Here is a 21643-nt window from a genome sequence, read left to right as displayed (position 1 = left end):
CCAGCACCACGGCACGAACCTGGGAAGACCGTGAAACGAGCCGAAACCCTCACCGAACACGTCCGCCTGAAACAGCAGCGGGGATAAAAATCAAGCTAAGCGCTTGGCCGCAGGTTCGAGTCCTGCCGGGGGCGCCTTTGTCAGCCCTCCCTAGTGGGAGGGCTTTTCGCTGGTCAGGCCGGGTTTCACCTTCGAGCCGCCTCTTGAGGTCGGGAAGCTGCCCCTCGACACAGCGGGCATACGTGGCCAGAGACACCGGCTGCCGCAGGATGCGCGTCAGAGCGGGATGCCCCGGCACGGTGCGGGTCTCCCCCTCGACACGGCCCTTCAGATCGCGCTCTTCGTGGATCTCCCCCGTGTCGGTCCACTGCTTGCCGACCTCCGGCGTCGCCGTGTGGATCAGAAGTTCACCCCACTGGTCCTCGGCTCCAGGAACGGGCAACGTCACATCTTTCACCCGAACGGCCACTGCTTCCTCGGGACGCGGACCGCAGTAGTACAACGTGGCGAAAAAACGCATGCAAGCGCCTGCCTCCGCGCGGCCACCAGGAGGGGGGCGCCGTCTCCGACCGCGGGTCCGTCGTGGCGGATGTTGGGGGCTCCCATCCCGCACACCATCGACCCAGGCAGAGCCGAGCAGACGCGGCCCCTGGCGTACGGGATGGGAGCTGGGGAGGGTGGTGGGTTGGGGAAGGTGGGGCGCCACCGGTACAGCAGATGGTGACCACCCGCACGGGTCAGGGCGCATGCGCGGTCAGGACTGCCGGGATTGACTCCACGTATGAGTACCGATCAGCCACCGCCGGGCTCCGAGGAACCGCCGGAGGAGCCGTTGAGGGGGAAGCCTGACGTACCCGGTCCGCCGGCCGGTATGCCACCACTGGCGGCCAGGTGGCGGCGGCTTCTGGCACGGATCATCGACTACGTCCTGATCATCGGAGTCCCCTCCAACCTCATTGTGTGGATCTACGGTCGCATTCACCCTGCTCTCGGTTTGATGGGGAGCGCGCTACTGGGCGTGATCTTCTGGCTCGTGTACATCGGCTACGACGGCTACCTGCTCACCACCCGCGGCCGGACCTTCGGCAAGCAGTGGATGAGGATCCAGGTCGGTATGCTCCATGACGGATCACTCCCGGCCGGCCGGCCTGGCTGGCTGCGCGCCGCGACTTACGGCCTGCCGGGGGTCCTCACGAACGCCGGATGGGCACTCTGGGCGATCAACGTCCTGCCGGAGTCCGTCCCGTCCACGGTATGGGTGCTCTGGCTGATCAACGTCCTGTGGTTGCTGTGGGACAAGCCCTATCACCAGGCGCTGCACGACAAGGCGGCCAAGACCGTCGTGGTCCCGGCCCAGTGAACGGTACTCACGGTTCGGCGGCGCTCCGGCAGCCGTATCGCCCGATACGCGGGCTCGGCCAACCTTGTTGAGCCCCGACGTCCCGGGCTCGGAGCCCGCGCCCCCGACGTGCTAGGGGGAGCTTCCTCATGCGTGCTCGCAGAATCCTGGTCGCGGCGGCGGCGTCCGCCTGTGTCCTCCTTCCGGCGACCTCCGCCGTGGCCGGCACAGGCCCCGCTCCGTCGCCGAACAAGCAGCACATGACCGCACGTTCGGCCGCTCCGTCCGAGGCGGGCAACCCGATGAGCGTCAAGGCCCAGGCCGTCGGCGTCTGCACGGACGCGTACCAGATCGGCGCCACCGCCTACATCGACCGAGGAGGAGCGCACGTCGCCTCCGTGAAGCAGTTCTACTCGCCGAAGTGCGGCCGCAACTACGGCTACCTGTGGGTGTGGCAGAGCTTCCGCGGCAAGATCAAGGACTACGACGTCAGCACCGGCGTGTACAGCTACGCGCGCGACAAGGTCGTGGGCCAGGCCTCGTGGAAGGCCACCAACGTCCAGGAGTTCTGGTCCCTGCCGGCGGACACGGTGACGGAGTGCACCGCGGCCATCGGCAGTCTGCGCGCCCCCGGCGACCCGGTGGCGGGCCAGGCGGTCACGTCGAAGCGCTGCTGACCAGCCGACCGCTCCGCCCCGCCTGTCGGGATCCGGCGGGGCGGAGCCGTCCTTCCCAGCAACGCCCCAGCGTACTGAGGCCCGTCCCGCGGAGCTTGTCGGATCCGACCACACCCGCCGCGCGACTGATGTCTCCGGCATCGACAACCGGAGACTACCCGGCGAAGTGTGGGCCCGTGTGATGTAAGCGCCGCCGTGCGGGCTGCAGGATCACTGGGAGACCCTCCGCGGGACGGGCCCCGGACCAGACGAAATCGAGGTCGCGCTGGGCGGCGACTCCCTCGCGGACGTGGGCATGCTCTCGGAAACCGAGTCGACCGCGTTCGGTCCGGTGTGGCCTCCGCACCGCCTCGTCGGCACATCGCGCACTCCGGCGAAAAGGGAGCCGGAGCGCTTCAATGTGTCAGGACGGTGGCTGGAGAACGGAGTCGATGACATACACAGTGGCGTTCGCGACCTTGATGTTGCCGAGCCCCGGCAGCGGGTGCGGGTGGTCCGTTCGTCGGCGCGTGAGCCCAGGCTCGTGGCCGTTTCCGGGAGTCGGCAGAGAGCTCGGACAGCTTTGATCAAGAGCCCGATCCCTATGTGTCCCGTTCAGGAAGGACGTTGGATCGTCGGGCGCATCCCGCCTTACGGTGGCGCCATGAGCGATCACTCGGAAGCGCCTGCCGCGCCCGTCGAGGCCTTTGAACCCCCCTACTACGTGGCTGTCTTCACTACGGTGCGCACCCAGGACCAGAGCGGCTACAGCGAGACCAACGCACGCATGGAAGAGCTGGTGAAGGACGTCCCTGGGTTCCTGGGGATGGACCACGCGCAGACCCCTGGCGGGCTGGGCATCACCGTCGGGTACTTCCGCGACGCCGACGCACTCGCGGAGTGGCGGAGCAACGCCGAGCACCGCGCGGCGCAAAAGCGCGGGCAAGCCGAGTGGTACCAGAGCTACACGCTGCATGTGGCGAAAGTGGAGCGGAGCCACGGGTTCACGCGAACGTAGGTCCCGCAGAGCCCGACAGCAGGCTGACCAATGGCCGGGTTTCACCGGGCACGACGAAGCCCCGGGCACTCCCCCGATGATCACGGAAGGCTCCGGGGCTGTCCCGCTGTAACCGGTTTCACCTGGATGGCCACCGCTTCCACGGGACGCGGACCGGAGTAGTACAGCGTGGCGAAATACGCGTGCAGGCGTGTTCCGACGGCCCGTGAGACCGACGTGTGTTCCGGCACACGCCCCGTCGGAGTCCTCACGCTCCGGCGGTGTCAGTCTCCGGCCGTGCCGCTCGCGGCGGCGGTCTGCTCGTCCCAGTCCTGCATGACGTCCTCGACGTCCTCGACGTTCATCGGGTCGAAGTCCACGACGTCCGCGATGGCACTCACGCCCGAGATCATCGAGATGAACCCGACACGCGAGTTCTGCGTGACCATCTTCTGGATCTGCAGGGCCCGCTCCTCGTACTCCTCGCGCAGCCGGGTCGGGTCCATGAAGAAGCGCACGTAGGCCAGGATGTCCTTGAACATCTGGCGGTACAGCGTGTCGAACCGCTCCAGGGCGAGTTGCTCCTGCTCCGCGTCCTCCAGTGCGGCGCCGATCGCCCGCGCCGCCAGCCAGGCCGCGGAGGTGCCGAGCCACACTCCGGAGGAGAACAGGGGGTCGATGAACGCGGCGGAGTCGCCCACCGCGACCCAGCCGGGACCGTGGAAGGTGTCGCACACATGGGACCAGTCACGTGTGGTCTTCAGCTCGCCGACGGCCCCCAGGTCGACCATGGTCCTGGCGAGGTGACTGGACTCCAGGCAGTCGAGGAAGACGTCCCGCTGGGTGCGACCGCCACGGGTCTCCTCGGAGAGCCTCCCGGCGGACAGCACGTAGCCCATGCTCAGCCTGGTGTCCGAGAGCGGAATGCCCCAGACCCAGCCGCCGCCCTGAATGGCCTCGACAAGGATGTCGTCCTTGTACTCGATGGGGGTGTAGGAGTCGAAGTAGGTCCACACCGCGACGTTGCGCAGGTCCTCCTGCCAGGTGGTCTCCGTCATCTGACGGGTCAGCACACGGCCCTGTCCGGAGGCGTCGACCACGAAGCGGCTGGTGGCCCAACGGGACTCACCGTCCTGCGTGTACGCCACCCCGGTCACCCTGCCGGCCTCGTCGCGCAGGATCTCGGTGACGTGGGCCGCCTCGTGGACCGTGGCGCCGAGCTTCCGGGCGTTGTCGAGCATCAGTTGGTCGAACTCGCTCCTGGTGACGTGCCAGGCGTGGGTGAAGTGGCTGCCCGTCGCGGAGAAGGCCGCCGAGAAGTCGCTGCGCCAGGGTTCGGGGTCCCTGCCCCACCGCAGGGAGATTCCGCTCTTGTGCTGGAAGCGCGCGTCCAGCTCTTCTATGAGGCCCAGCTCCTCCATGAGCGGAGCCATGCCCGACACCATGGACTCCCCGATGTGATAGCGGGGAAAGGTCTCCCGTTCCAGGATGAGCACCGTGTGGCCGGACTTGGCGAGCAGGCTTCCGATCGTGGAACCGGCCGGGCCCCCTCCCACGACGACGACATCGACGTTCTCGGTACGGGACATGCGGTCACGCCCTCTCTGCTGACGAATGGACAAGTTGTGTGATCAGGGGAGGGGAGATGACGCCGTCCCCGGCCAGGAGAACCCGGCTCCTACGCGCCACGCCGGGCAGGCGGTACGCCCGGCTGCCCACGCGTCATGTCAGTCCGACGTCCGATGCCGACACGCCCGACGCGCTTCCCAGGATCTGCAGGAGGTCCTGGGCGGCCGCCTTCGGACCGTGGACCTGCGCGACACCGATCGTGTTCAGGACCAACTCGTCCACCCCGGCCGCGGCGAACTCGGCGAGCCGCTCGTGGATCTGCTCGACGGTCCCGTACAGGAACGCGCCCGCGTCCACGACCCGCCCGGCGTCCTGCGCGTCGCCCTGGTCGGACACCGCTATTCCGGCCTTCCGCAGTGCGTCCTGATAGTGGGGTGCCTGCAGATGGTTTCCGCAGGTCGCCTGGACCAGGGCGGTGACGTCGCGGTCCGGGCGCGCGACCGCCAGCGGCACAATGGCCGTGGTACGCACCGGCTGTTCGAGCTTGCGGTCGGCGCCGCGCATCGCCGGGACCAGCGTTTCGGCGAGATAGCCGGCCGGCAGCAGCCAGGTGATGGCCCGGTCGGCCACCTCGCCCGCGAGGGCCGCCATCTTCGGGCGCAGCACCCCGAGGCCCACCTCCACCTGTGGCGCAGGGCGCTGCAGCAGCCGGGCGGCCACCGAGAAGTACTCGCCCTCGACCATGGCGTCCTCACCCGACACCAGAGCACGCACGATCGTCGCGTACTCCCGGGAGGCCTGCAGCGGTCTGGCGTACGGCCGACCCAGAAGGGCGCTCTGGAACGACACCGGACCTGGCCCGAACCCGGCCACGACGGAATGACCGGTGGCGAGTGCGACCGAGCGCGCCTCGAAGGCCGCCTGGTAGGGCGACCGCATCGGCATCAGGGACACCCCGAATCCCATCGGGACGCGGATGCCGATTCCGGCGAGCCACTGGGCCAGGTGGTGGGGGTCGAGCACCAACGACTGCCCCTGCCAAAGACGTTCGGCAGCGGTCCACTGCACGAGGTTGGCGAACATCACCGCCGGTTCGGGGCGGGCCGGCACCACCGGCAGTAACACGGAGTACTTCATCGTCGCCTCACCGCCTCCGCCGACGTACCGACACGATCAGCGAGATGACGGCGCCGGCCGCCACACCGAGCGCGGCCCCGCCCCAGTTGTCCTGCGAGATGGCGACGGTCGCGATGACAACCCCGATGAACAGAGGGAACGCGGGTGCCATACTGCCTTGCTTGCCTTGCTTCATGACTGCTACTTCCTTGCTTTCGGTCGTGATCGCCAGTCTTCCGCGACGACGGTCGCGTCACGCTGCCGTGGTACGGCCGGGGCCGGTACGGGCGGTGCGGTCAGCGCGACCGGCACGAAGGCCGGGTCGGTTCCGTCGAGTGCGGTGTTCAGCATCAGATCGGTGTGGCCGATGCCCGACCAGCCGAACATGTAGCCCAACAGCGAGGTCCTTCCCGGGCATCCGGTGTGGAACCCGTTGCCGCGGGCCGTCTCCGCCACCCGCCGCCGGAAGCCGGCCGCCCGGTCGAGCAGGGACCGGTCCCCGAGGATCCGGCTCGCCGCGATCAGCGACTGGATCACGCCGCTGGTGCCGTGGCACACCGACAGGTCCACCGGACCCTGGGCCGGCAGCCGCGTCGCCCCGTCCGCCAGCTCCGGCAGGCGGCCGTCCGTCAGCACCTCCGGCCGGTCCGCCGACGTGAGGATCTCCGCCGCGACCAGCAGCAGACCCGCGTGACCGTTGCACCAGCCGGGAACCGGGGGCAGCTCGCCCTCGGCCAGTTGCTCCGTCAGCCAGTCGCCGGCCGCGCGGGTCAAGCCCCGGTCACCCGTGAGGCGGCCGATCCGCGACAGGGCCCACTGCATCCCGAGGTCGCCGTGCGCGACGTCGAACCACGCGCGGTCCCGTGCTCCCTTGGCCTGATCGAGCACCAGGTCGCGCAGACGCGACAGCCGGCCGGCGTCCAGCAGTGCGTCCTGGCCCGCCTCCAGACGGGCCAGCACGGCCATGAGGAATCCGGCGGGACCGTTGGCCAGGTCCGTCTCCAGCGTGCCGGCCTCGATCCGCTCCGGGATCCTCCGGAGGAGCTGCTCCACCCAGGCCCGGTCCTGCTGGTCGGGCCGGATGAGCAGCATCGAGGCCGCGCCGGTGAACACGCTCTCGGGAGCGGTCATCAGCGCCTCCCCGTACGTTTCGAGGAGCGCGTTCAGACCGCGGTCAGCACTCAGATACAGCTCCCGCAGCCCCGGGTCCTGCCGCGCGGCGTCCTGAAGGAAGGTGACGACCCCTCCGGTGTCGTGGAACGAGAGGTAGTTCCCCGGGATGATGGTGGGCACCCCGCGGTCGGGACCCACTCCGCCGATCCAGCCGGCCTCCGGACCGTGCTCGCCCTGGTGGGACACCCGCGTGTCCTGGAGGGTACGGGCCACACCGGGCCACCAGGGCTCGTCCGGGGCGGTGTGGACGACGGGGGCGAAGACGCTGTGGGAGGACACCACGTCCGGTGCCGCCTGGGCGAGTTCGCCGAAGCACTCCTCCAGCACGAACCGGTGGTACACGTCGCTCTGTCCGGCGTTGAGCGCGAGGCCCGCCCGGGCGAAGTCCGCCGGTGACGACTCGTGGGCTCCGTCGAACCGCGAGGTGCCGGAGGCCAGTTCGGTGGATCCGGCCCGTAGCGTGAAGTAGGGCACGTTCCCGGTGTCCATGGCGGCGCGCTCCGCCTCGGCGACGTAGGCGCGGGCCTCGGGCGACAGGTGTCTGGGGTACTGCTTCAGCAGCCCCAGGAGGCGCTGGTTCTCGCCCGTGTCGCGGAGGTAGCGCGGCTGTGTGGCCGCGTCGAGGAAGCGGCCGTACACCATCGTCGAGCGGATCAGGCAGCGTATGGGCAGCTCCGCGTACCGGTCGAGCACGCCCTCGATCGCATCGCGCTCCCGGACGGCCCGAAGCGCGTCGGTGTATCCGGCGACGATGTCCCCGAAGTACCGAACGGACGCCAGCTTCTCCTCTCCGAGCCGCGGCACGTTCTCCTTGTGCTGGTACACAAGGGGTTCCCAGCGCAGGCGGACGGCGTCCGTGCCGGCGTCCTGGATCACGGTCTTCTTCATCTTGCCGGACACCTGCTCGCCGCCGACGCCGACGCCCGCCATGATCACGTCGATCGGCGAGTCGGGCCTGACGTTCGGGACCAGCATGGTCGCCGAGACGGACAGCTCGACATGGTTGATCAGCCGGTGCTCCAGCGAGTCGTTCCCGGGTCCGGTGCCCGGCCGCAACATCATCTCCGAGTCGATGACGCACGGGTGCTCGCCGGCGGCCAGCAGGTTCTCGTCATGGAGATCGGACGCGCCGATGGCACCGAAGAGCGCGCACAGCGCGCCGAAGCGGTAGAAGTACCGGCCCGGCTGGTCGGGCGTGGTCATGGCCCGCGGGGTGACGAACTGCTGCCATCCGTGGTCGCCGACGGACAGGGACTTCGGCACACATCCGTCGAGGGTGTGGGCGAGATAGGGCTCGGCCACGGCATACAGGTCGCGGACGAAGGTGTCGGTGTCCAGCGTGCGCGGCTTGTAGACCAGCTTTCCGCCGGAGGCCAGGCGCACTCCCATGACCCGCCGGTTGTCGTTGTGGGGGTCGCCTCCCGTGGCGAGCAGGCCGGCGAGCGTCTCGTCCTCGCTCTCCAGCAGCCCGCGCGCCACGAGCTCCGGCCGGTCCTGACGCCAGGCGGCGAACAGGTCGTCGTAGGCGTCGAGGAAGTGGTCCAGGACCAGGGTCAGCCGGCGGCCGAGCACCTCGTACCGGGCCAGGAGTTCACGGCAGTTGCCGGGATCGGCCAGGTGCCGGCGGAACTTCCGGAGCGCCTCGTCGCTCTCGGCGGACATGGGGAGTCCCCGGGACTCCCGGAATTCGTGGAACTCACCGACCAGCACGCGAAGGGAGTGTCCCTCCACGGTGGTCACCAGGTCCTCCCAGATCTGGTCGACCAGTTCTTCCGCGTGCTCGGGCGCGGCCACCCGGGAGATACCGGCGAGCAGCCGGTCGGCCACCGTACGACGGGGTATCCGGTTCGTGTAGAACGGCAGGAACTCGGCGACTGCCACCTGCGGGTCCGTCATGCTCGCTCGCCTCCCACCAGCGTGTCCTCCCGGCGGTCCTCACCGTAGAGATCCGCGTACACGGCGCCTTCGCCGAGGAGTTCCTCGTGCGTCCCGGCCTCCGTGATCGTGCCGTTGTCGAGGACATAGATCCGGTCGGCCGACCGCACCGTGGCGAGGCGGTGCGCGATCACGACCTGAGTGGCCCCGATGTCCTCGATGACCCGCATGACACGGCGTTCGTTGATGTTGTCGAGTGCCGCCGTGGCCTCGTCCATGACCAGGATCTTCGGATTTCCCAGCAGCGCCCGGGCGATGGCGATCCGCTGCCGCTGGCCGCCGGAGAAGTTGGCTCCCATGTCGGAGACCAAGGTGTGGAACCCCATGGGCAGTTCGTTGACGAAATCCAGGATGCCGAGCTTGGCGCAGAAGTCGCGGACGTACTCCTCGGACAGGTCCTTGCCCAGCGTCAGGTTCTCCAGGATGGTGCGGTTGTGCATGTGCACCTCCTGGGGGATGTAGCCGATGGTGCGGCGCAGGGAGCTCTTGTCGTACTCCGTCAGGTCATGGCCGCCGAACTCGATCGTGCCGGCCGTGGCCTCGTAGAGACCGCAGATGATCCGGCCGAGCGTGCTCTTCCCCGAACCCGAGGGGCCGACCAGGGCTATGCGCTCCCCCGCGCCGATCGTCATGGTGACGTCCCGGACCACCAGTTCGCTGTGCTTGGTGAACCGGAAGCCGACGTTCTTGAGGCTGATGGACGGGACGTCGAGCTCGGTACGGCTGCCGCCCGTCGACTCCGGCTCCTCCTCGGAGATCTCCGACAGCCGGGTCACGTACCGGGACACCTCGTTGAACGAGGTGTACGTCTGGAACACCGAACTCGCCAGGGCGAAGTAGGTCGCGGAGATCGCCTGGACCGACACGGCGGCCCCGAGGGAGATACGGCCGTGACCGACCAGGTAGAGGCTGAGCAGCAGCAGGACGAGCGGCCCGAACATCTGCGTGGTGGTCGACAGCCCTGCGATGCGGCCCTGTTGGAGACGCATCCGCGTCCTCATCGCGTTCAGCGAGTTGCTGAACGTCTCGTTCCAGCCGCTCAGGAACTCCTGGGCGTAGCCGCCCATCTTGATCGCCGGAATCGACACGATGGCGTCGAGCTGGGTGCCCTGGCTCTTGGCGAGATACGCGATCTCCGAGTCGACGGCCTCGGTGACCCGGTACCGGGTCTTCATCAGGTACAGGGCGTTCAGCAGGAAGACAGCGACGGCGACCGAGCCCAGGCGCCACTCGGTGACCAGCAGATACACCGTGACGCAGATCAGTGTCCCCACGTCGAGCACACCCTGGGCCACCCGGGACGAGATCAGGTCCCGTACCGACGTCACACTGTTGAGCCGGTAGATCAGTTCGCCCGGCGGCCGTGTGGTGAAGAACTTGAACGGCAGGTTGAGGAGCCTGGCGAACGTCTGGCTCATCAGGTCCTTGCCGAGAACGGCGATCAGCGAGGACAGCAGGACGATCCTCGTCAGGTGCAGCGCGAAATAGCAGAGGGCGGCGCCCAGTACGGCCCCCAGGAGGACGGCCGAATCGCCGAGTCCGTGCCAGTCGGCGTACCGGTCGACGGCCCAACGGGTGAGGACGGGAATGCCGAGCACCGTCCCGTACCCGCTGAGCGACAGCAGCGCCACCATGCCTATGCGCTTCTTGGCCTCCGGCGTGACCAGCAGGAACTTGCGCCAGTCGGAGAGCGGTCTGGCCCGCTTCCGCTCGAACCGCTCGCCCGGCTCGGCGGCGATGACGACCTCGGTGAAGCTGCTCTCCAGCTCCTCACGGCTGATCCGGCGCCGTCCGACCGCCGGGTCCATGACGACCGCCGTCCGGCCGTCGAAGCTCTCCATGACGACGAAGTGGTAGTTCTCCCAGTAGAGAATCACCGGCGAGGTGAACTTCTCGAGGGCGGCGATGTTCCTGACCCGGTACGCCTTGACCCGCATGCCGCGAGATTCCAGGAACTGCGCGAGCTGGCTGGCCGACAGGCCGTCACGCCCCGCCTCCATGACCTCGCGGGCGCTGACGATCTCCTCCGCGCGCCCGTAGTACCGCAGCAGGGCGACGCACGAGCACAGCCCGCACTCCGTCTGCGTGACCTGGGTGACGGTCGGCACCCGGCGGGCCGTGAAGACCTTTGTCCGCTTGTCCTTCGTCTTGTCCGTGGTCATGGTCAGCGCTCCCCCGCGGTGAGGGTGAGCGGGCAGACGCGCAGGTCCGGCTCGATGCGGTTGAGCAGGTGCAGCGCCAGGCCGGCACTGCCGACCATGAGGCTGTTGGTGTGCGCGTAGCGGCTGTGCGGGTCGGCCATCTTGCGGCGGAACACGTCCGGCTGGAGCCACCTGCGTTCCTGCTCCCGCACGTCGGCGTGCAGCGGTGCGCCGGCCGGTCCTGCGATGGAGCGCAGCGCGCCGTGGCTCCCCAGGTCGCCGTGGCACCAGGTGAGGTTGCGCCCGAAACCGAGGCTCAGGATGTTCCCGACCGCCTGGTCCAGCGTGGCCGTGACGTCTTCGGCGCCGGTAACGGTCGCGTATGCGGACAGGCCCAGGGCGATACCCGTCGAGCCGTGGCACCAGCCCGTCGCGAAGGTTCCCCGCCCCGACGCCCGGGACGTCCAGTTCTGCTCGTCCGCGTCGAAGAACACGTCGAACCGCTCCACGAGCGAGGCCAGCGCAGACTCGACCAGTGGTCTGCGTTCCTCCGGCAGCAGGGGATGAGCGCGGCTGAGGGCGTGGACGACACCGCTGATGCCGTGGGCGAACCCCGACTGGTCCAGTACCGACCGGGCGAAGAGTCCATCCCGCTGGAGGGCTTCGACGAGCAGGACCGCCACTTCGGTGACCGCTTCCGGCGCGTCGGGGCCACCGATGGCGATCACGCAGCTCAGCACACCCGCGAGGCCACCGATGACGTCCAGCATCAGCCTGTCGGGCCGCTCCCCGCGGATCTGGTCGAGGACCAGCGGCACCGCTCCCTGGGCGGCGCGCACCCAGTCGTCCTCACCGATCAGGCGGCCCGTCGCGGCCAGGCTGAACAGGGTGCCCGCCATGCCGGTGTAACCGCCGTAACCGGCATGTTCGACGCTGCGGGCCTCATAGCGGTGCGAGGACAGGATCTCGGCGGTCGCCGAGAAGATCTGCCGGGACACGTTCAGGTAGCGCTCGTCGTCCAGGACACGTCCGGCGGCGCCCAGCGTGAGAGCGAGTCCGGTCCGCCCGGTGTACAGGTCGTAGCCGAGCACGCCGGGAGGCCAGGGGCGGTCCGCCTCGGCGGACGCCAGCGGGCCGATCCAGGTCCGGGGCAGATGGGCGAAGCGATCGGGCAGGGAGGTCTCGACCAGGACGTCGCAGAGTTCACGCGCGAGAGAGACCAGGGCCTGGCGCTCGCCGGAGCCGGCACCACCGTCCGCGGGGGCTCCCGTGTGCTGTGCGGGAATCAGATGGTTGTCCGGGAACTGAGCGGTGAACGCCGAACGGATCAGGTGCAGTTGCTGCGCGAGGTCGAACTCGCCGAGACCGGCTGCCTTCTGGAGGGCCAGATCCAGAGGGGAGCTGTCGAGCGCGGCGCCGACCTCCATGCCGTCTCCGTCGCAGACCTCCGTGCCGGTGGCGCCGACCGTGAAGTACGGCACGTCACGCTCGGCCATCTGACGGAGCTCCGAGACGATGATCTCCCGGGCGGAGTTCTTGCTGGCTATGGAGATGCGCTTGAGCAGCGCGAGATAGGTGGCCGGATCGTCGAGCGCGCTCGGTCCGGTCGTCATGCGCAGCGTCTGCCCGTAGAGCGCGGTGGGATTGTGGATGTAGCGGATCCGCAGGCCGTCGGCCGTCGTGCGCAGCAGATCGGTCCATGTGCCGGGTGCCGCCAGGACGGCGCGGTACACCCGGGTGAAACCCTCCGCCATCCTCTGACCGAGATGGAGTATCTCCTCCTCGGTCCGCTCGCCCACGACGGTCTTCCGCGCGGTCACCTCCTGCTGCTTGAGGAGCAGCCTGATCCGGTCGGTGTACGGATCCTCGAAACTCACCTGCTTGAAGGGAGAGGTACCGGCTCCCGGCCCGCCGAGGAATCCGAGGTCCACATGGCCGGCCTGGTCCTTCTTGCCGGCCATCACCAGCGGCAGGATGCCCACGCCGTAGACCGAGTGCGCGATGGTGTCGTACGCGTTTCCGTCGGCCTCCGGGACCTTTGCGACATGGATCCGGTCGGGATGGAGGATGGTCTCCAGGTCCACCGGAACGGGGCCGCGCCGGGTCGGCACGATGTTCTCGAAGTGCATGTCACGCGCGTTCAACAGATAGAGGACAGCCCCGAGTTCGCCGCTGTCCCGCATGAAGCGCTCGGACATGTCCGACACGTCCTCGGTCTCGATGTACTCGACGTACCCGTAGCCGTCGCGGGCGAGCACCTTCGCAGCGACGAGACGGGTGCCGAAGGCCGCGTTGAATTCGTCCGCGAGCTTCGCGAAGCCCGCCTCGCAGGACACGTCGCGCGGTTTGCAGACCAGTCGCTTTCCGGACTCGAAGGTGAGCACGCAGACCGCGCGCCCGTGATGGTGGGTGTCGCCTTCGGGCGCGCCGAACGAGGTCAGCCGGTCCTCCGGCGCGAGGCCGAAGGTGTCGCGGAGCGCCTCCCGGTCGGCGACCAGCCTGGCGCAGAGTTCGACGACGCTGTCGACCGTGCCGGCCAGTACGACTGGCGTGAGGTTCCGCAGCACGGGAAAGCTGAGGCCGCCGATGTCGGTGAACGAGCTGCGGATCGCCTCGTCCAGGAAGTACTGGTAGCGCTCGTGCGGGGTGTCTCCTTCGAGGAGGCCCTTCTCACGGGCGTGGTTGACCGCTGCTACCAGCGGGCGGGTGTACATCTCGCGAATGCGGATCTCCGCCCGGCCGAGCAGTTCGACCAGTACGTCGTCCGGGTCGGCGAACAGGTCCGGGAAGGCGGCCAGCGGATCACCGTCCGCGACGCCCGCCGCGACCGCCCTGATCACATGCTGGAACGAATATTCCTCCGGCTGTGACAACCAGTCCTTGACGACCGCGGGCCGGCCTGCCGCCGCGGAACCCTCGGCCGGCTTCTGCGGCTCCCCACCGACAACAGCAAGAACATGCTCGTCGAACGACGCCAGCGGTGTGATCGTTTCCTCGATCTCCGTGTCGTCGAACTCCGGATAGAAATTGATCGCAGGTGTCATTGCCTGTCCTTCTGCACGCGATGTCAAGTGACCCCCAAAAGACGGGGCGGAAATGGGATCCTTGGGGGTCCAGACCCATTCCGCCCCGTCCGCTTACACCGACCTACAGAGAACTCAGCAGCTGCTGGTGCACTTGGTGGTCGGGCAGAAAGCAACGCTCGCCGCGACGGTGATCGCGACGGAGACCGGCGTGGTACCGCCGGTCACGTCGGCCTCGCTCAGCTCGATGAGCACGGCCTCGTCGTACATCCCGAGAATGTTCTTCTCGTCCTTCATGATGCTTTTCCCTTCCGTAGACGAGGGTCAGCTGCAACTGGCCGGGGTTTCGGACGCCGTGCCGGCTGTTCGACCGGCGCCCGAAACCCATCCTGGGAGGGCGACATTCGACCTCCGCACTCCCGACGTCGGGGAGCGCGCATCGGCCGCGCATACGGTCCGCACGCCGGACCACCGCCCAACCGACGCCGTCAGACGTCGCGCTCCCTCCGCTTACACCGACCTACAGAGAACTCAGCAGGACTTGGTGCACTTGGTGGTCGGGCAGAAGGCAACGCTGGCCGCGACGGTTATCGCGACGGAAACCGGCGTCGTACCGCCGGTCACGTCGGCCTCGCTCAGCTCGATGAGCTCGGCCTCGTCGTACATCCCGAGAATGTTCTTCTCGTCCTTCATGACGGTTCTTCCCTTCCGTGGACGAGGGTCAGCTGCAGTTGGGCTGGCATTCCTTGGTGAGCGTGCACCAACCACCCTTGTTACCCAGGAAGTCCGAAAGGGAGAAGGTGTTCGTGGTGCACGCACCGTACGCAACACCCTCGAAGTCCTGCTCCTCGATCTCCTCGAGGAGAGACAGGTCACCCTGGTACATTGGAGCCTCCTTGTGTGATGGGGTTTCGGACGCCGTGCCGGCTGTTCGACCGGCGCCCGAAATCCATCTTGGGAGGGCAACATTCGACTCCCGCACTCCCGACGACGGGGAGCGCGCATCGGCCGCGCATACGGTCCGCATAGGCCGGATCAGGAAACTCGACCACCGGCCCCGGCGCAGCAATTCGACCGGCCCCGACTCGGCCGGACCACCGCCCGGCCGACGCCGTCAGACGTCCCGGCGCCGCATCGCCAGATACCCGGCCACCGCCGCGGCTCCGGTCCACACGGCGAGGACCGCCAGCCCCGACCACGCGTCCAGCACGTAACCCTTGGGCGCGTCCCGGTAGAGGACCATCCCGCCGGCCACGTCGGGCAGGAACTGCGCGGCCTTGCCGACGCCGGGGATGCTGGTGAGGATCGTCGAGACCGTGAAGAAGAGCGGCACCAGAATGCCCATGGTGAGCGCGGAGGAGCGCAGGACCGTGGCGACGCCCATGGTGAACAGGCAGAGCATGGTCATGTACAGCACCGCCCCCACCAGCGCGCGCGGCACGCCGTCATCGCTGAGGGACACCCTCTGCCCCGCGCCCATGGTCGCCTGGGTGGCGAAGAAACTGGTGAGCGCGACGACGACCGACGTCCCGAGTGCCGTCAGCCCGCCGGTGAGCATCTTGCCCGCGTAGAAGGCCCCGCGCCGCGGCACCGCGGCCAGAGAGCTGCGGATCGTCCCGGACGAGTACTCGCTGGTGACGATCAGCACGCCGAACACCACGAGCCCCATCAGGCCCAGCCGCAGCCCGCTGAATCCGGTGGAGATCGGATCGAAGGAGGCACGGGCCGGCTTGTCGGGGTACTGGTGCTGTACGACCAGTCCGGTCACGACGGCGAGCACGAGACTGAGTACGGCGAAGAGGACAAGGCTCCACACCATGGAGCGCAGGGTGCGCACCTTGGACCATTCGAAGGCGACGGACGCGCTCACATCGCTGCTCATCGCACTGCCTCCTGCTCGGCCTGCGCGGCCCGCTCCGCGCGGAACTCCACGGAACCCGCGGTGAACTGCATGAACGCCTCCTCCAGTGAGGCCGTCCTGGGGCTCACCTCGTAGACGGGGATCCGGTTCTCGGCCGCCAGGGTGCCCACTGTCCTCGGGTCGGTGCCCACCGCCTCGAGGGACCCGTCGGCCCCCTGGTCCACGTGGATGCCACGCGCGGCCAGGAGGTCGCGCATGCGCTCGGGCTCGGGCGTGCGGATGAGGACGTAGGAACGGGAGTTGCCCGCGATGAACTCCTCGGCGGGGGTGTCGGCCAGGAGCCTGCCGCGTCCGATCACGACCAGATGCCCGGCGGTCAGCGCCATCTCGCTCATCAGATGGCTGGAGACCAGCACCGCACGGCCCTCGTCCGCCATGTGCTTCATCAGATCGCGGATCCACTTCACGCCCTCCGGATCGAGGCCGTTGACCGGTTCGTCGAGCAGGAGCGCCTGCGGGTCACCGAGAAGCGCGGCGGCGATACCGAGCCGCTGGGCCATGCCCAGCGACAGCCCTTTGGCCCGCTTGCCGGCCACGCTCGTGAGCCCGACCATCTCGAGGAGTTCGTCGACTCGCCGCAGCGGCAGACGATTGCTGCGGGCCAGACCCGTCAGATGCCCCCGCACGCTCCGTCCACTGTGCACCGCGCGCGCGTCGAGCAGCGCGCCCACAGTCGTCAGGGGGCGGGGCAGGTCCTCGTAGCGCTTGCCGTCGATGAGGACTTCCCCGGAGGTGGGACGGTCGAGACCGATCATCGCGCGGATCGTCGTGGACTTCCCGGCGCCGTTGGGTCCCAGGAATCCGGTCACCCGCCCCGGCTGGACCCGGAAGGTGAGCCCGTCGACCGCCCGGGTCGTCCCGTAGTCCTTTGTCAGCTCTCGAACCTCGATCATTACGATAAGCCTCCCATCAATTACTCTCCGCACATAAAATGGGGCACGAAAAAGGAAAGCCCGGGGATCACGCCAGGCGCCCGGCGGGAAACACCGCCCTACGGCTGGTCGGACTCGTCGGCCGGCATGGCGTGTGCCGTCGCCGCGATCCGCTGCAGCGCCGACGCATGCCGCACGAAGGCCTCCCGGCCCTTGGGAGTAAGCCGTACGAGCGTGCGCCGCGCCCCCGTGCCGAACTGCTTGCGCACCTCGACATACCCCTCACCGGCGAGCGCCGACAACTGCTTGGACAGCGCGGAGTCGCCCATCGCGAGCGAATCCCGGATGAACGCGAACTCGGTCCACCCGGCGGGTGCCAGCAGCGCGACGATCGTCAGCCGGGGTACGGCGTGCAGGAACTCGTCGAAGTCGCTGCCCGTGTCCATCAGCCCTGCCCGCCCGTCCGGCGGCGCAGGCGCGCCTCGGCGACTCCTCGGGCGCGGGTCGCCACGAGCAGGCCCGCCCCCACCACGACCACCGCCGCGATGAGATGCGGCACCGGTGCCCCAGCCGCCTCGAACGCCGCCGCCAGGCCGCTGAACACCGCGAACACCGCGATCCCGCCGACGATCGCGAGCAGCCACGCACCGGCGCCCGGCTTGCCGCGGACCGGCGCGCGGTACGCCCAGCGGGACGCCATCAGCGCCACCAGGACCAGTCCCGGGAGCAGCACCGCCCCGCCCCAGGGATTGGGCAGGTCGAAGGAGGCGAAGGCGGCGAACAGCAGCAGCGCCGCCGCCAAGAGATAGAAGCGGGACAGACCGTGCCGCAACTCGGCCATGCCGGACTGTTCCCGCCGCCTGCGGATGTCGTCGAGCGCGGCCTGCGCGGCGGCCGGCGTCACCTCCTGCCGGTCCGGGTGGTTGCTGCCCTGCGTGTCGTCGGATCCCATGGCCCCTCGCATCCTCCTCGGGAGCACTCCTACTTTCCTCTTGGGAAAGTAGCAGGTACTTTCCCAAGAGGAAAGTACGCTCCGCGGAAGACCATGCGACTGGGAAGCAGAAGGAGGGGGTGGGCTCGTGAAGCCTCTCGGACTCGAGAGCGTGTCGAAGAGCTTCGGATCCCAACAGGCACTGGACTCACTGACGTTCACCGTCAGACCGGGCGAGATCTTCGGTTTCGTCGGCGGCAACGGGGCGGGCAAGACCACCGCCATGCGCATCGGCGTCGGGGTCCTCGCACCGGACCAGGGGCAGGTGCTCTGGGGTGAAGTACCCGTCGGACGGCTGGAGTCGGCGCGGTTCGGCTACATGCCGGAGGAGCGCGGACTATATCCCAAGATGACCGTCGCCCGGCAACTGATCTATCTCGGCCGGCTCCACGGCCTGTCCCGGGCCGACGCCCAGGACGCGATGGTCCGTTGGACGGAACGGCTGCGGATCACGCACCACCGCGAGAAACCGGTGGACAACCTCAGCCTGGGCAACCAGCAGCGCGTCCAGCTGGCCGCCGCCCTGGTCCACGACCCCGAAGTGCTCATCCTGGACGAGCCGTTCTCCGGTCTCGACCCGATCGCCGTGGACGCCATGAGCGAGGTCCTGCGCGACAAGGCCGCACAGGGCGTGCCCGTGCTCTTCTCCAGCCACCAGCTGGAGCTGGTCGAACAGCTCTGCGACCGGGTCGGAATCGTGCGCGCCGGGCGCCTCGCGGCCTGCGGCTCCCTGGAGGAACTGCGGCCCACGGAGGTGAACAGCCAGGTGTACGTCGAGGTCGAGGGCGCCCCCGAGGACTGGCCCGCGCATTGCGCGGCGGTCGCCGGGTTCCGGACGCACCAGCAGGGTGTCCTGGTCGACCTGGCCGCGGACCGCGCCGAGAACGACCTGCTGGCGGAGGCCGTACGGCACGGCACCGTACGCCGGCTGCAGCGGCAGACACCCAGTCTTGCCGAGCTGTTCCGGGACCTGATCGAGCCGGCCAAGGACTTACCGCCGACGCACGCCGAGGCCCCGCCAAAGCCCCGCAGTGCCAAGCTGGACGAGGTGTCCTCATGAAGCGCCCCGACGCCGAGCAGCGCTCGCTGCGCCCCTCCCGGGTCCGCCTGGTCTACCTCCGGGAACTGAGGGCGCGGATGATGACCAGGGGCTATCTCATGAGCCTGGTCTTCCTGTCCCTCATCACGTTCGGCCTGGTGTTCGGCTTCAATCTGATCGGGAAGAGCAGCTCCGCCGATGTGGCCGTCTGCGGCGCCCCGGCCTCGTCTTTCGGTACCGCGCCTCCCGACGTCCGGGTGAAGACGTGCGCCGGCGCGGGTGAGGCGCGGAAGCTCGTCGAGGACAAGCACGTGGACGCGGCCGTGGTCGTCGCGGGCGGCCACACGTCCGTACTGGTCCGCGCCGACACCGGTGACCAGGCACGGGCCGGAGCCGCCGCACTGGCCGGGAACCGGGCCACCACCCAGGCCCTGATCCGGCAGAAGGTGGACCTGGGGCAACTGGCCCAGGACACAGCGGCCGCGGCGCCCACCACGGTGACCGTGGGGAACGCCGTCGGCGGCCTCCAGGTGGGCGCCGCCGCCAGCCTGATCGTGATCCTTTTCATGCAGATCGTCGGTCAGGGATCGATGATCGCGCAGGGCGTGGTCGAGGAGAAGTCCACACGCGTGGTGGAGGTGCTGCTCGCCACGCTCACCCCCCTGGAACTGCTCGTCGGCAAGGTCTCCGGCATCGCCACGTCCGCCATGGTGCAGGTGGGCACGATGCTGGGCGGGGTGGTCGCGGCCCAGTCGATGGTGTCCGACCAGGTCGCCACGATGCAGGGGCCGAAGGACATGATGGTGACGGTGCTGTGGTTCCTCCTGACCTTCGCCATGTTCGCCTCGCTGTACGCCGCGGCGGGGTCACTGGTGTCACGACCGGAGGACCTGCAGGGTGTGCTGACACCGGTGATGGTGCTCGCGCTGGCCCCGGTGGGCGTCGCGACGGCGGCTGCCGCCCATCTGTCCGCGCCCTGGGTGTCGGTCGTGCAGTACATACCCCCGTTCTCCGGCCTGGTGATGCCGCTCAGGTCCTCGGTCGGCACGGTGACGACGGTCCAGCAGTTCGCCGCCGCCGGCGTCCTGCTCCTGGTAACGGCCTGCTGCATGGCCCTCGCCGCGCGGATCTACCGCAACTCGGTGCTGAGGGTCGGTGCGCCGGTCCGGTGGCGGCAGGCCCTGGCCGCCTGACGGGTGTTTCCGGCGGCAGGAGGCAGGGGCCCGGCGGCGAACCACCGGGCCCCCGCGCTGCCCTCGACGCCGGTCCTCTGCCCCGCCCCTCCCGTGGGTGGGCGTGCCGTCCCCTCTTCCCGAAAGCTGCCCGAGAGCCGGAGGATGCCATGGGCGCCAACCCTGACCTTGTGCACCTGTTAGTGGGACTCGCCGCCGCCGTGCTGCTGTCCCGGATCGCCGGACGGGTCGCCGTCCGGCTGCGGCAGCCACCCGTGGTCGGCGAGATCGCCGCCGGCGTGCTGATGGGCCCCACGATCCTGCACGGCGCCGTCGGCGAGTTCCTCTTCCCCCACGACATACGCCCGCTGCTCACCGCGGTCGCCAACATCGGGCTCGCCCTCTTCATGTTCGGCGTCGGCCTGCACCTGCAACCGGCAGCCCTGCGGGGCCAGTTGAGAGTGGCGGGAGTCGTCGCGGCCGGTGCCACGGCTCCCGTGTTCCTGCTCGGCACCGGTCTTGGACTGCTGTTCTTACCGGAAGGTGCCGACGACCGGTCCGGCGGCGGTCAGGCCGGTGCCGTCATCTTCCTCGCCCTCGCGCTCTCCGTCACCGCCCTGCCCGTCCTGGCCCGGATCCTCGTCGACCGGGGCCTGACCACCACCCGCGAGGGCGCCGTGGCCATGGCGTCCGCCGCGGTGGTGGACGTACTGGCCTGGATCGCGCTCGCCGCCGTCACCGCGGCCGTGTCGGGCGGCGGGGCCGGTGCCCTGCTCTTCGTGCCGTATCTGCTGCTCATGCTGATGGTGGTACGGCCGCTGCTCGCGCGTATCACCTGGCGGCCCGGGCCGCTTCTGCTGATCGTCGGCGCGCTGCTCTCCGCTGCCGCCACCGAGGCGATGGGAACGCATCTCGTCTTCGGTGCGCTCCTCTTCGGCCTCGTCGTCCCGCGCGACCACGGGAACTCCGGCTCCGCGTCCCCGGGCTCCGCCTCCTCCGGCTCCACCCCCTCGGCGTACGACCGGCTGCGCGACACCGTGGAGCAGTCCTCCTCCCTCCTGATGCCGGCCTTCTTCGTGCTCAGCGGCCTCACGGTGGACCTCACCGGCCTGAACGGCCACGGGTTGCTCGAACTGGCGCTGATCCTGGTGACCGCGGTGGCGGGCAAGACCGGCGGCACCTACGCCGCCGCACGGCTCGGCCGCCTGCCGGCCCGTTCGGCGGCCGTACTCGCCACCCTGATGAACACCCGCGGCCTGACGGAGCTGGTGATGCTCTCCGTCGGCCTCCAGCTGGGCCTGCTCGACCAGGACCTGTACTCGATCATGGTGGTGATGGCCCTGGTCACCACTGCCATGACCGGTCCGCTCCTCTCCCTCCTCGAGCGCCGCCGCCCGGCGTCGGATCCGGCGCCCGAAGACGCCGGATCCGACGACAGGCCCGTGGCCGGCGCCGGGCGCCCGGCACCCTCCGACACCTTCGGCTGAGGCCCACGGCACCTTTCACGGACGGGCCCTGGCCGCGATGCCGGGCAGGATCCGACGAGGCCCCCTACCTCCGGGTGTAGGGGGCCTTCGACGGCTGCTGCGTCGCCCCTTCGCCCAGTCCGCGCCCTTCACGATCACGACTCCGGGCACTAACGGGCAGGCTCGCAACCTGCCCTATCCGCGGGCCGGCGGAAATGCCGCTGTGAACTCGT

General features: G+C 69.1%; 20 protein-coding genes. 6 read left to right on the top strand and 14 right to left on the bottom strand.

Translation table 11 applies throughout. The features are described from left to right. Positions 1 to 49 precede the first annotated feature (49 nt). Positions 50 to 520 carry a hypothetical protein gene (locus tag ACWEK3_RS03215; protein WP_453248771.1) on the bottom strand — a complete coding sequence of 157 codons (471 nt, stop codon included), beginning with the start codon at positions 518 to 520 and terminating at the stop codon, positions 50 to 52. A gap of 261 nt (positions 521 to 781) precedes the next feature. Here ACWEK3_RS03215 and ACWEK3_RS03210 point away from each other — a divergent pair, with 261 nt between their 5' ends. From ACWEK3_RS03210 to ACWEK3_RS03200, 3 genes are all read left to right on the top strand, one after another. Next, positions 782 to 1360, top strand: coding sequence for an RDD family protein (locus ACWEK3_RS03210; protein ID WP_450538224.1), 579 nt, complete (start codon positions 782 to 784; stop codon positions 1358 to 1360). A 128-nt stretch (positions 1361 to 1488) separates the two neighbouring features. Beyond that, complete coding sequence (locus tag ACWEK3_RS03205) at positions 1489 to 2016, top strand: hypothetical protein (protein WP_453248770.1); 528 nt, start codon at positions 1489 to 1491, stop codon at positions 2014 to 2016. A gap of 643 nt (positions 2017 to 2659) precedes the next feature. Next, complete coding sequence (locus ACWEK3_RS03200; protein WP_453248769.1) at positions 2660 to 3013, top strand: antibiotic biosynthesis monooxygenase family protein; 354 nt, start codon at positions 2660 to 2662, stop codon at positions 3011 to 3013. Positions 3014 to 3276: 263 nt separating this feature from the next. Here the strand turns inward: ACWEK3_RS03200 and ACWEK3_RS03195 are convergent, their stop codons facing one another. The 13 genes from ACWEK3_RS03195 to ACWEK3_RS03135 all read right to left on the bottom strand — a co-directional run bounded on the left by ACWEK3_RS03195 (position 3277) and on the right by ACWEK3_RS03135 (position 17694). Further along, positions 3277 to 4581 (bottom strand): NAD(P)/FAD-dependent oxidoreductase, encoded by a 1305-nt coding sequence (locus ACWEK3_RS03195; RefSeq protein WP_450538219.1) that lies wholly within the window; start codon positions 4579 to 4581, stop codon positions 3277 to 3279. A gap of 133 nt (positions 4582 to 4714) precedes the next feature. Beyond that, positions 4715 to 5698: an LLM class flavin-dependent oxidoreductase gene (locus ACWEK3_RS03190; protein ID WP_453248768.1), complete on the bottom strand. Its 984-nt coding sequence runs from the start codon at positions 5696 to 5698 to the stop codon at positions 4715 to 4717. Positions 5699 to 5705: 7 nt separating this feature from the next. After that, entirely contained in the window at positions 5706 to 5873 is a 168-nt protein-coding gene (locus tag ACWEK3_RS03185; RefSeq protein ID WP_361424052.1) for a hypothetical protein, read from the bottom strand. A gap of 5 nt (positions 5874 to 5878) precedes the next feature. Then, a complete protein-coding gene (lanM, locus tag ACWEK3_RS03180) occupies positions 5879 to 8746 on the bottom strand; it encodes a type 2 lanthipeptide synthetase LanM (RefSeq protein WP_453248767.1) in 2868 nt (955 codons plus the stop codon). After that, positions 8743 to 10947: a peptidase domain-containing ABC transporter gene (locus ACWEK3_RS03175; RefSeq protein WP_450538214.1), complete on the bottom strand. Its 2205-nt coding sequence runs from the start codon at positions 10945 to 10947 to the stop codon at positions 8743 to 8745. Before ACWEK3_RS03175 ends, lanM begins: the two co-directional genes overlap by 4 nt. 2 nt (positions 10948 to 10949) lie before the next feature. After that, positions 10950 to 13970 (bottom strand): type 2 lanthipeptide synthetase LanM family protein, encoded by a 3021-nt coding sequence (locus ACWEK3_RS03170; protein WP_450538212.1) that lies wholly within the window; start codon positions 13968 to 13970, stop codon positions 10950 to 10952. Between the two features lie 114 nt (positions 13971 to 14084). Further along, on the bottom strand, positions 14085 to 14246 hold the full coding sequence (locus ACWEK3_RS03165; protein ID WP_453248766.1) for a class II lanthipeptide, LchA2/BrtA2 family: 162 nt from the start codon (positions 14244 to 14246) through the stop codon (positions 14085 to 14087). 234 nt (positions 14247 to 14480) lie between these two features. After that, positions 14481 to 14642 carry a class II lanthipeptide, LchA2/BrtA2 family gene (locus ACWEK3_RS03160; protein ID WP_376542507.1) on the bottom strand — a complete coding sequence of 54 codons (162 nt, stop codon included), beginning with the start codon at positions 14640 to 14642 and terminating at the stop codon, positions 14481 to 14483. Between the two features lie 28 nt (positions 14643 to 14670). Next, complete coding sequence (locus ACWEK3_RS03155; protein ID WP_384425748.1) at positions 14671 to 14835, bottom strand: plantaricin C family lantibiotic; 165 nt, start codon at positions 14833 to 14835, stop codon at positions 14671 to 14673. A 228-nt stretch (positions 14836 to 15063) separates the two neighbouring features. Further along, entirely contained in the window at positions 15064 to 15831 is a 768-nt protein-coding gene (locus ACWEK3_RS03150; protein WP_453248765.1) for an ABC transporter permease, read from the bottom strand. Further along, the gene (locus ACWEK3_RS03145) at positions 15828 to 16763 is read right to left on the bottom strand and encodes an ABC transporter ATP-binding protein (protein ID WP_450538208.1); all 936 of its coding nucleotides are present in this window, start codon (positions 16761 to 16763) and stop codon (positions 15828 to 15830) included. Before ACWEK3_RS03145 ends, ACWEK3_RS03150 begins: the two co-directional genes overlap by 4 nt. A 98-nt stretch (positions 16764 to 16861) precedes the next feature. Continuing rightward, positions 16862 to 17188 carry a winged helix-turn-helix domain-containing protein gene (locus ACWEK3_RS03140; protein ID WP_450538206.1) on the bottom strand — a complete coding sequence of 109 codons (327 nt, stop codon included), beginning with the start codon at positions 17186 to 17188 and terminating at the stop codon, positions 16862 to 16864. Next, entirely contained in the window at positions 17188 to 17694 is a 507-nt protein-coding gene (locus tag ACWEK3_RS03135) for a hypothetical protein (RefSeq protein ID WP_450538204.1), read from the bottom strand. The genes ACWEK3_RS03140 and ACWEK3_RS03135 overlap by 1 nt, the downstream gene beginning before the upstream one ends. A gap of 127 nt (positions 17695 to 17821) precedes the next feature. Between ACWEK3_RS03135 and ACWEK3_RS03130 the strand changes: the two genes are divergently transcribed. From ACWEK3_RS03130 to ACWEK3_RS03120, 3 genes are all read left to right on the top strand, one after another. Then, positions 17822 to 18793: an ABC transporter ATP-binding protein gene (locus ACWEK3_RS03130; RefSeq protein WP_453248764.1), complete on the top strand. Its 972-nt coding sequence runs from the start codon at positions 17822 to 17824 to the stop codon at positions 18791 to 18793. Continuing rightward, positions 18790 to 19965, top strand: a complete 1176-nt coding sequence (locus ACWEK3_RS03125; protein ID WP_450538201.1) for an ABC transporter permease — start codon at positions 18790 to 18792, stop codon at positions 19963 to 19965. The genes ACWEK3_RS03130 and ACWEK3_RS03125 overlap by 4 nt, the downstream gene beginning before the upstream one ends. Positions 19966 to 20114: 149 nt before the next feature. Then, positions 20115 to 21431, top strand: a complete 1317-nt coding sequence (locus ACWEK3_RS03120; RefSeq protein ID WP_453248763.1) for a cation:proton antiporter — start codon at positions 20115 to 20117, stop codon at positions 21429 to 21431. Positions 21432 to 21643 lie beyond the last annotated feature (212 nt).

It is taken from the genome of Streptomyces sp. NPDC004721, from assembly GCF_053601495.1.
This window is presented reverse-complemented; position numbering and strand designations above follow the sequence as displayed.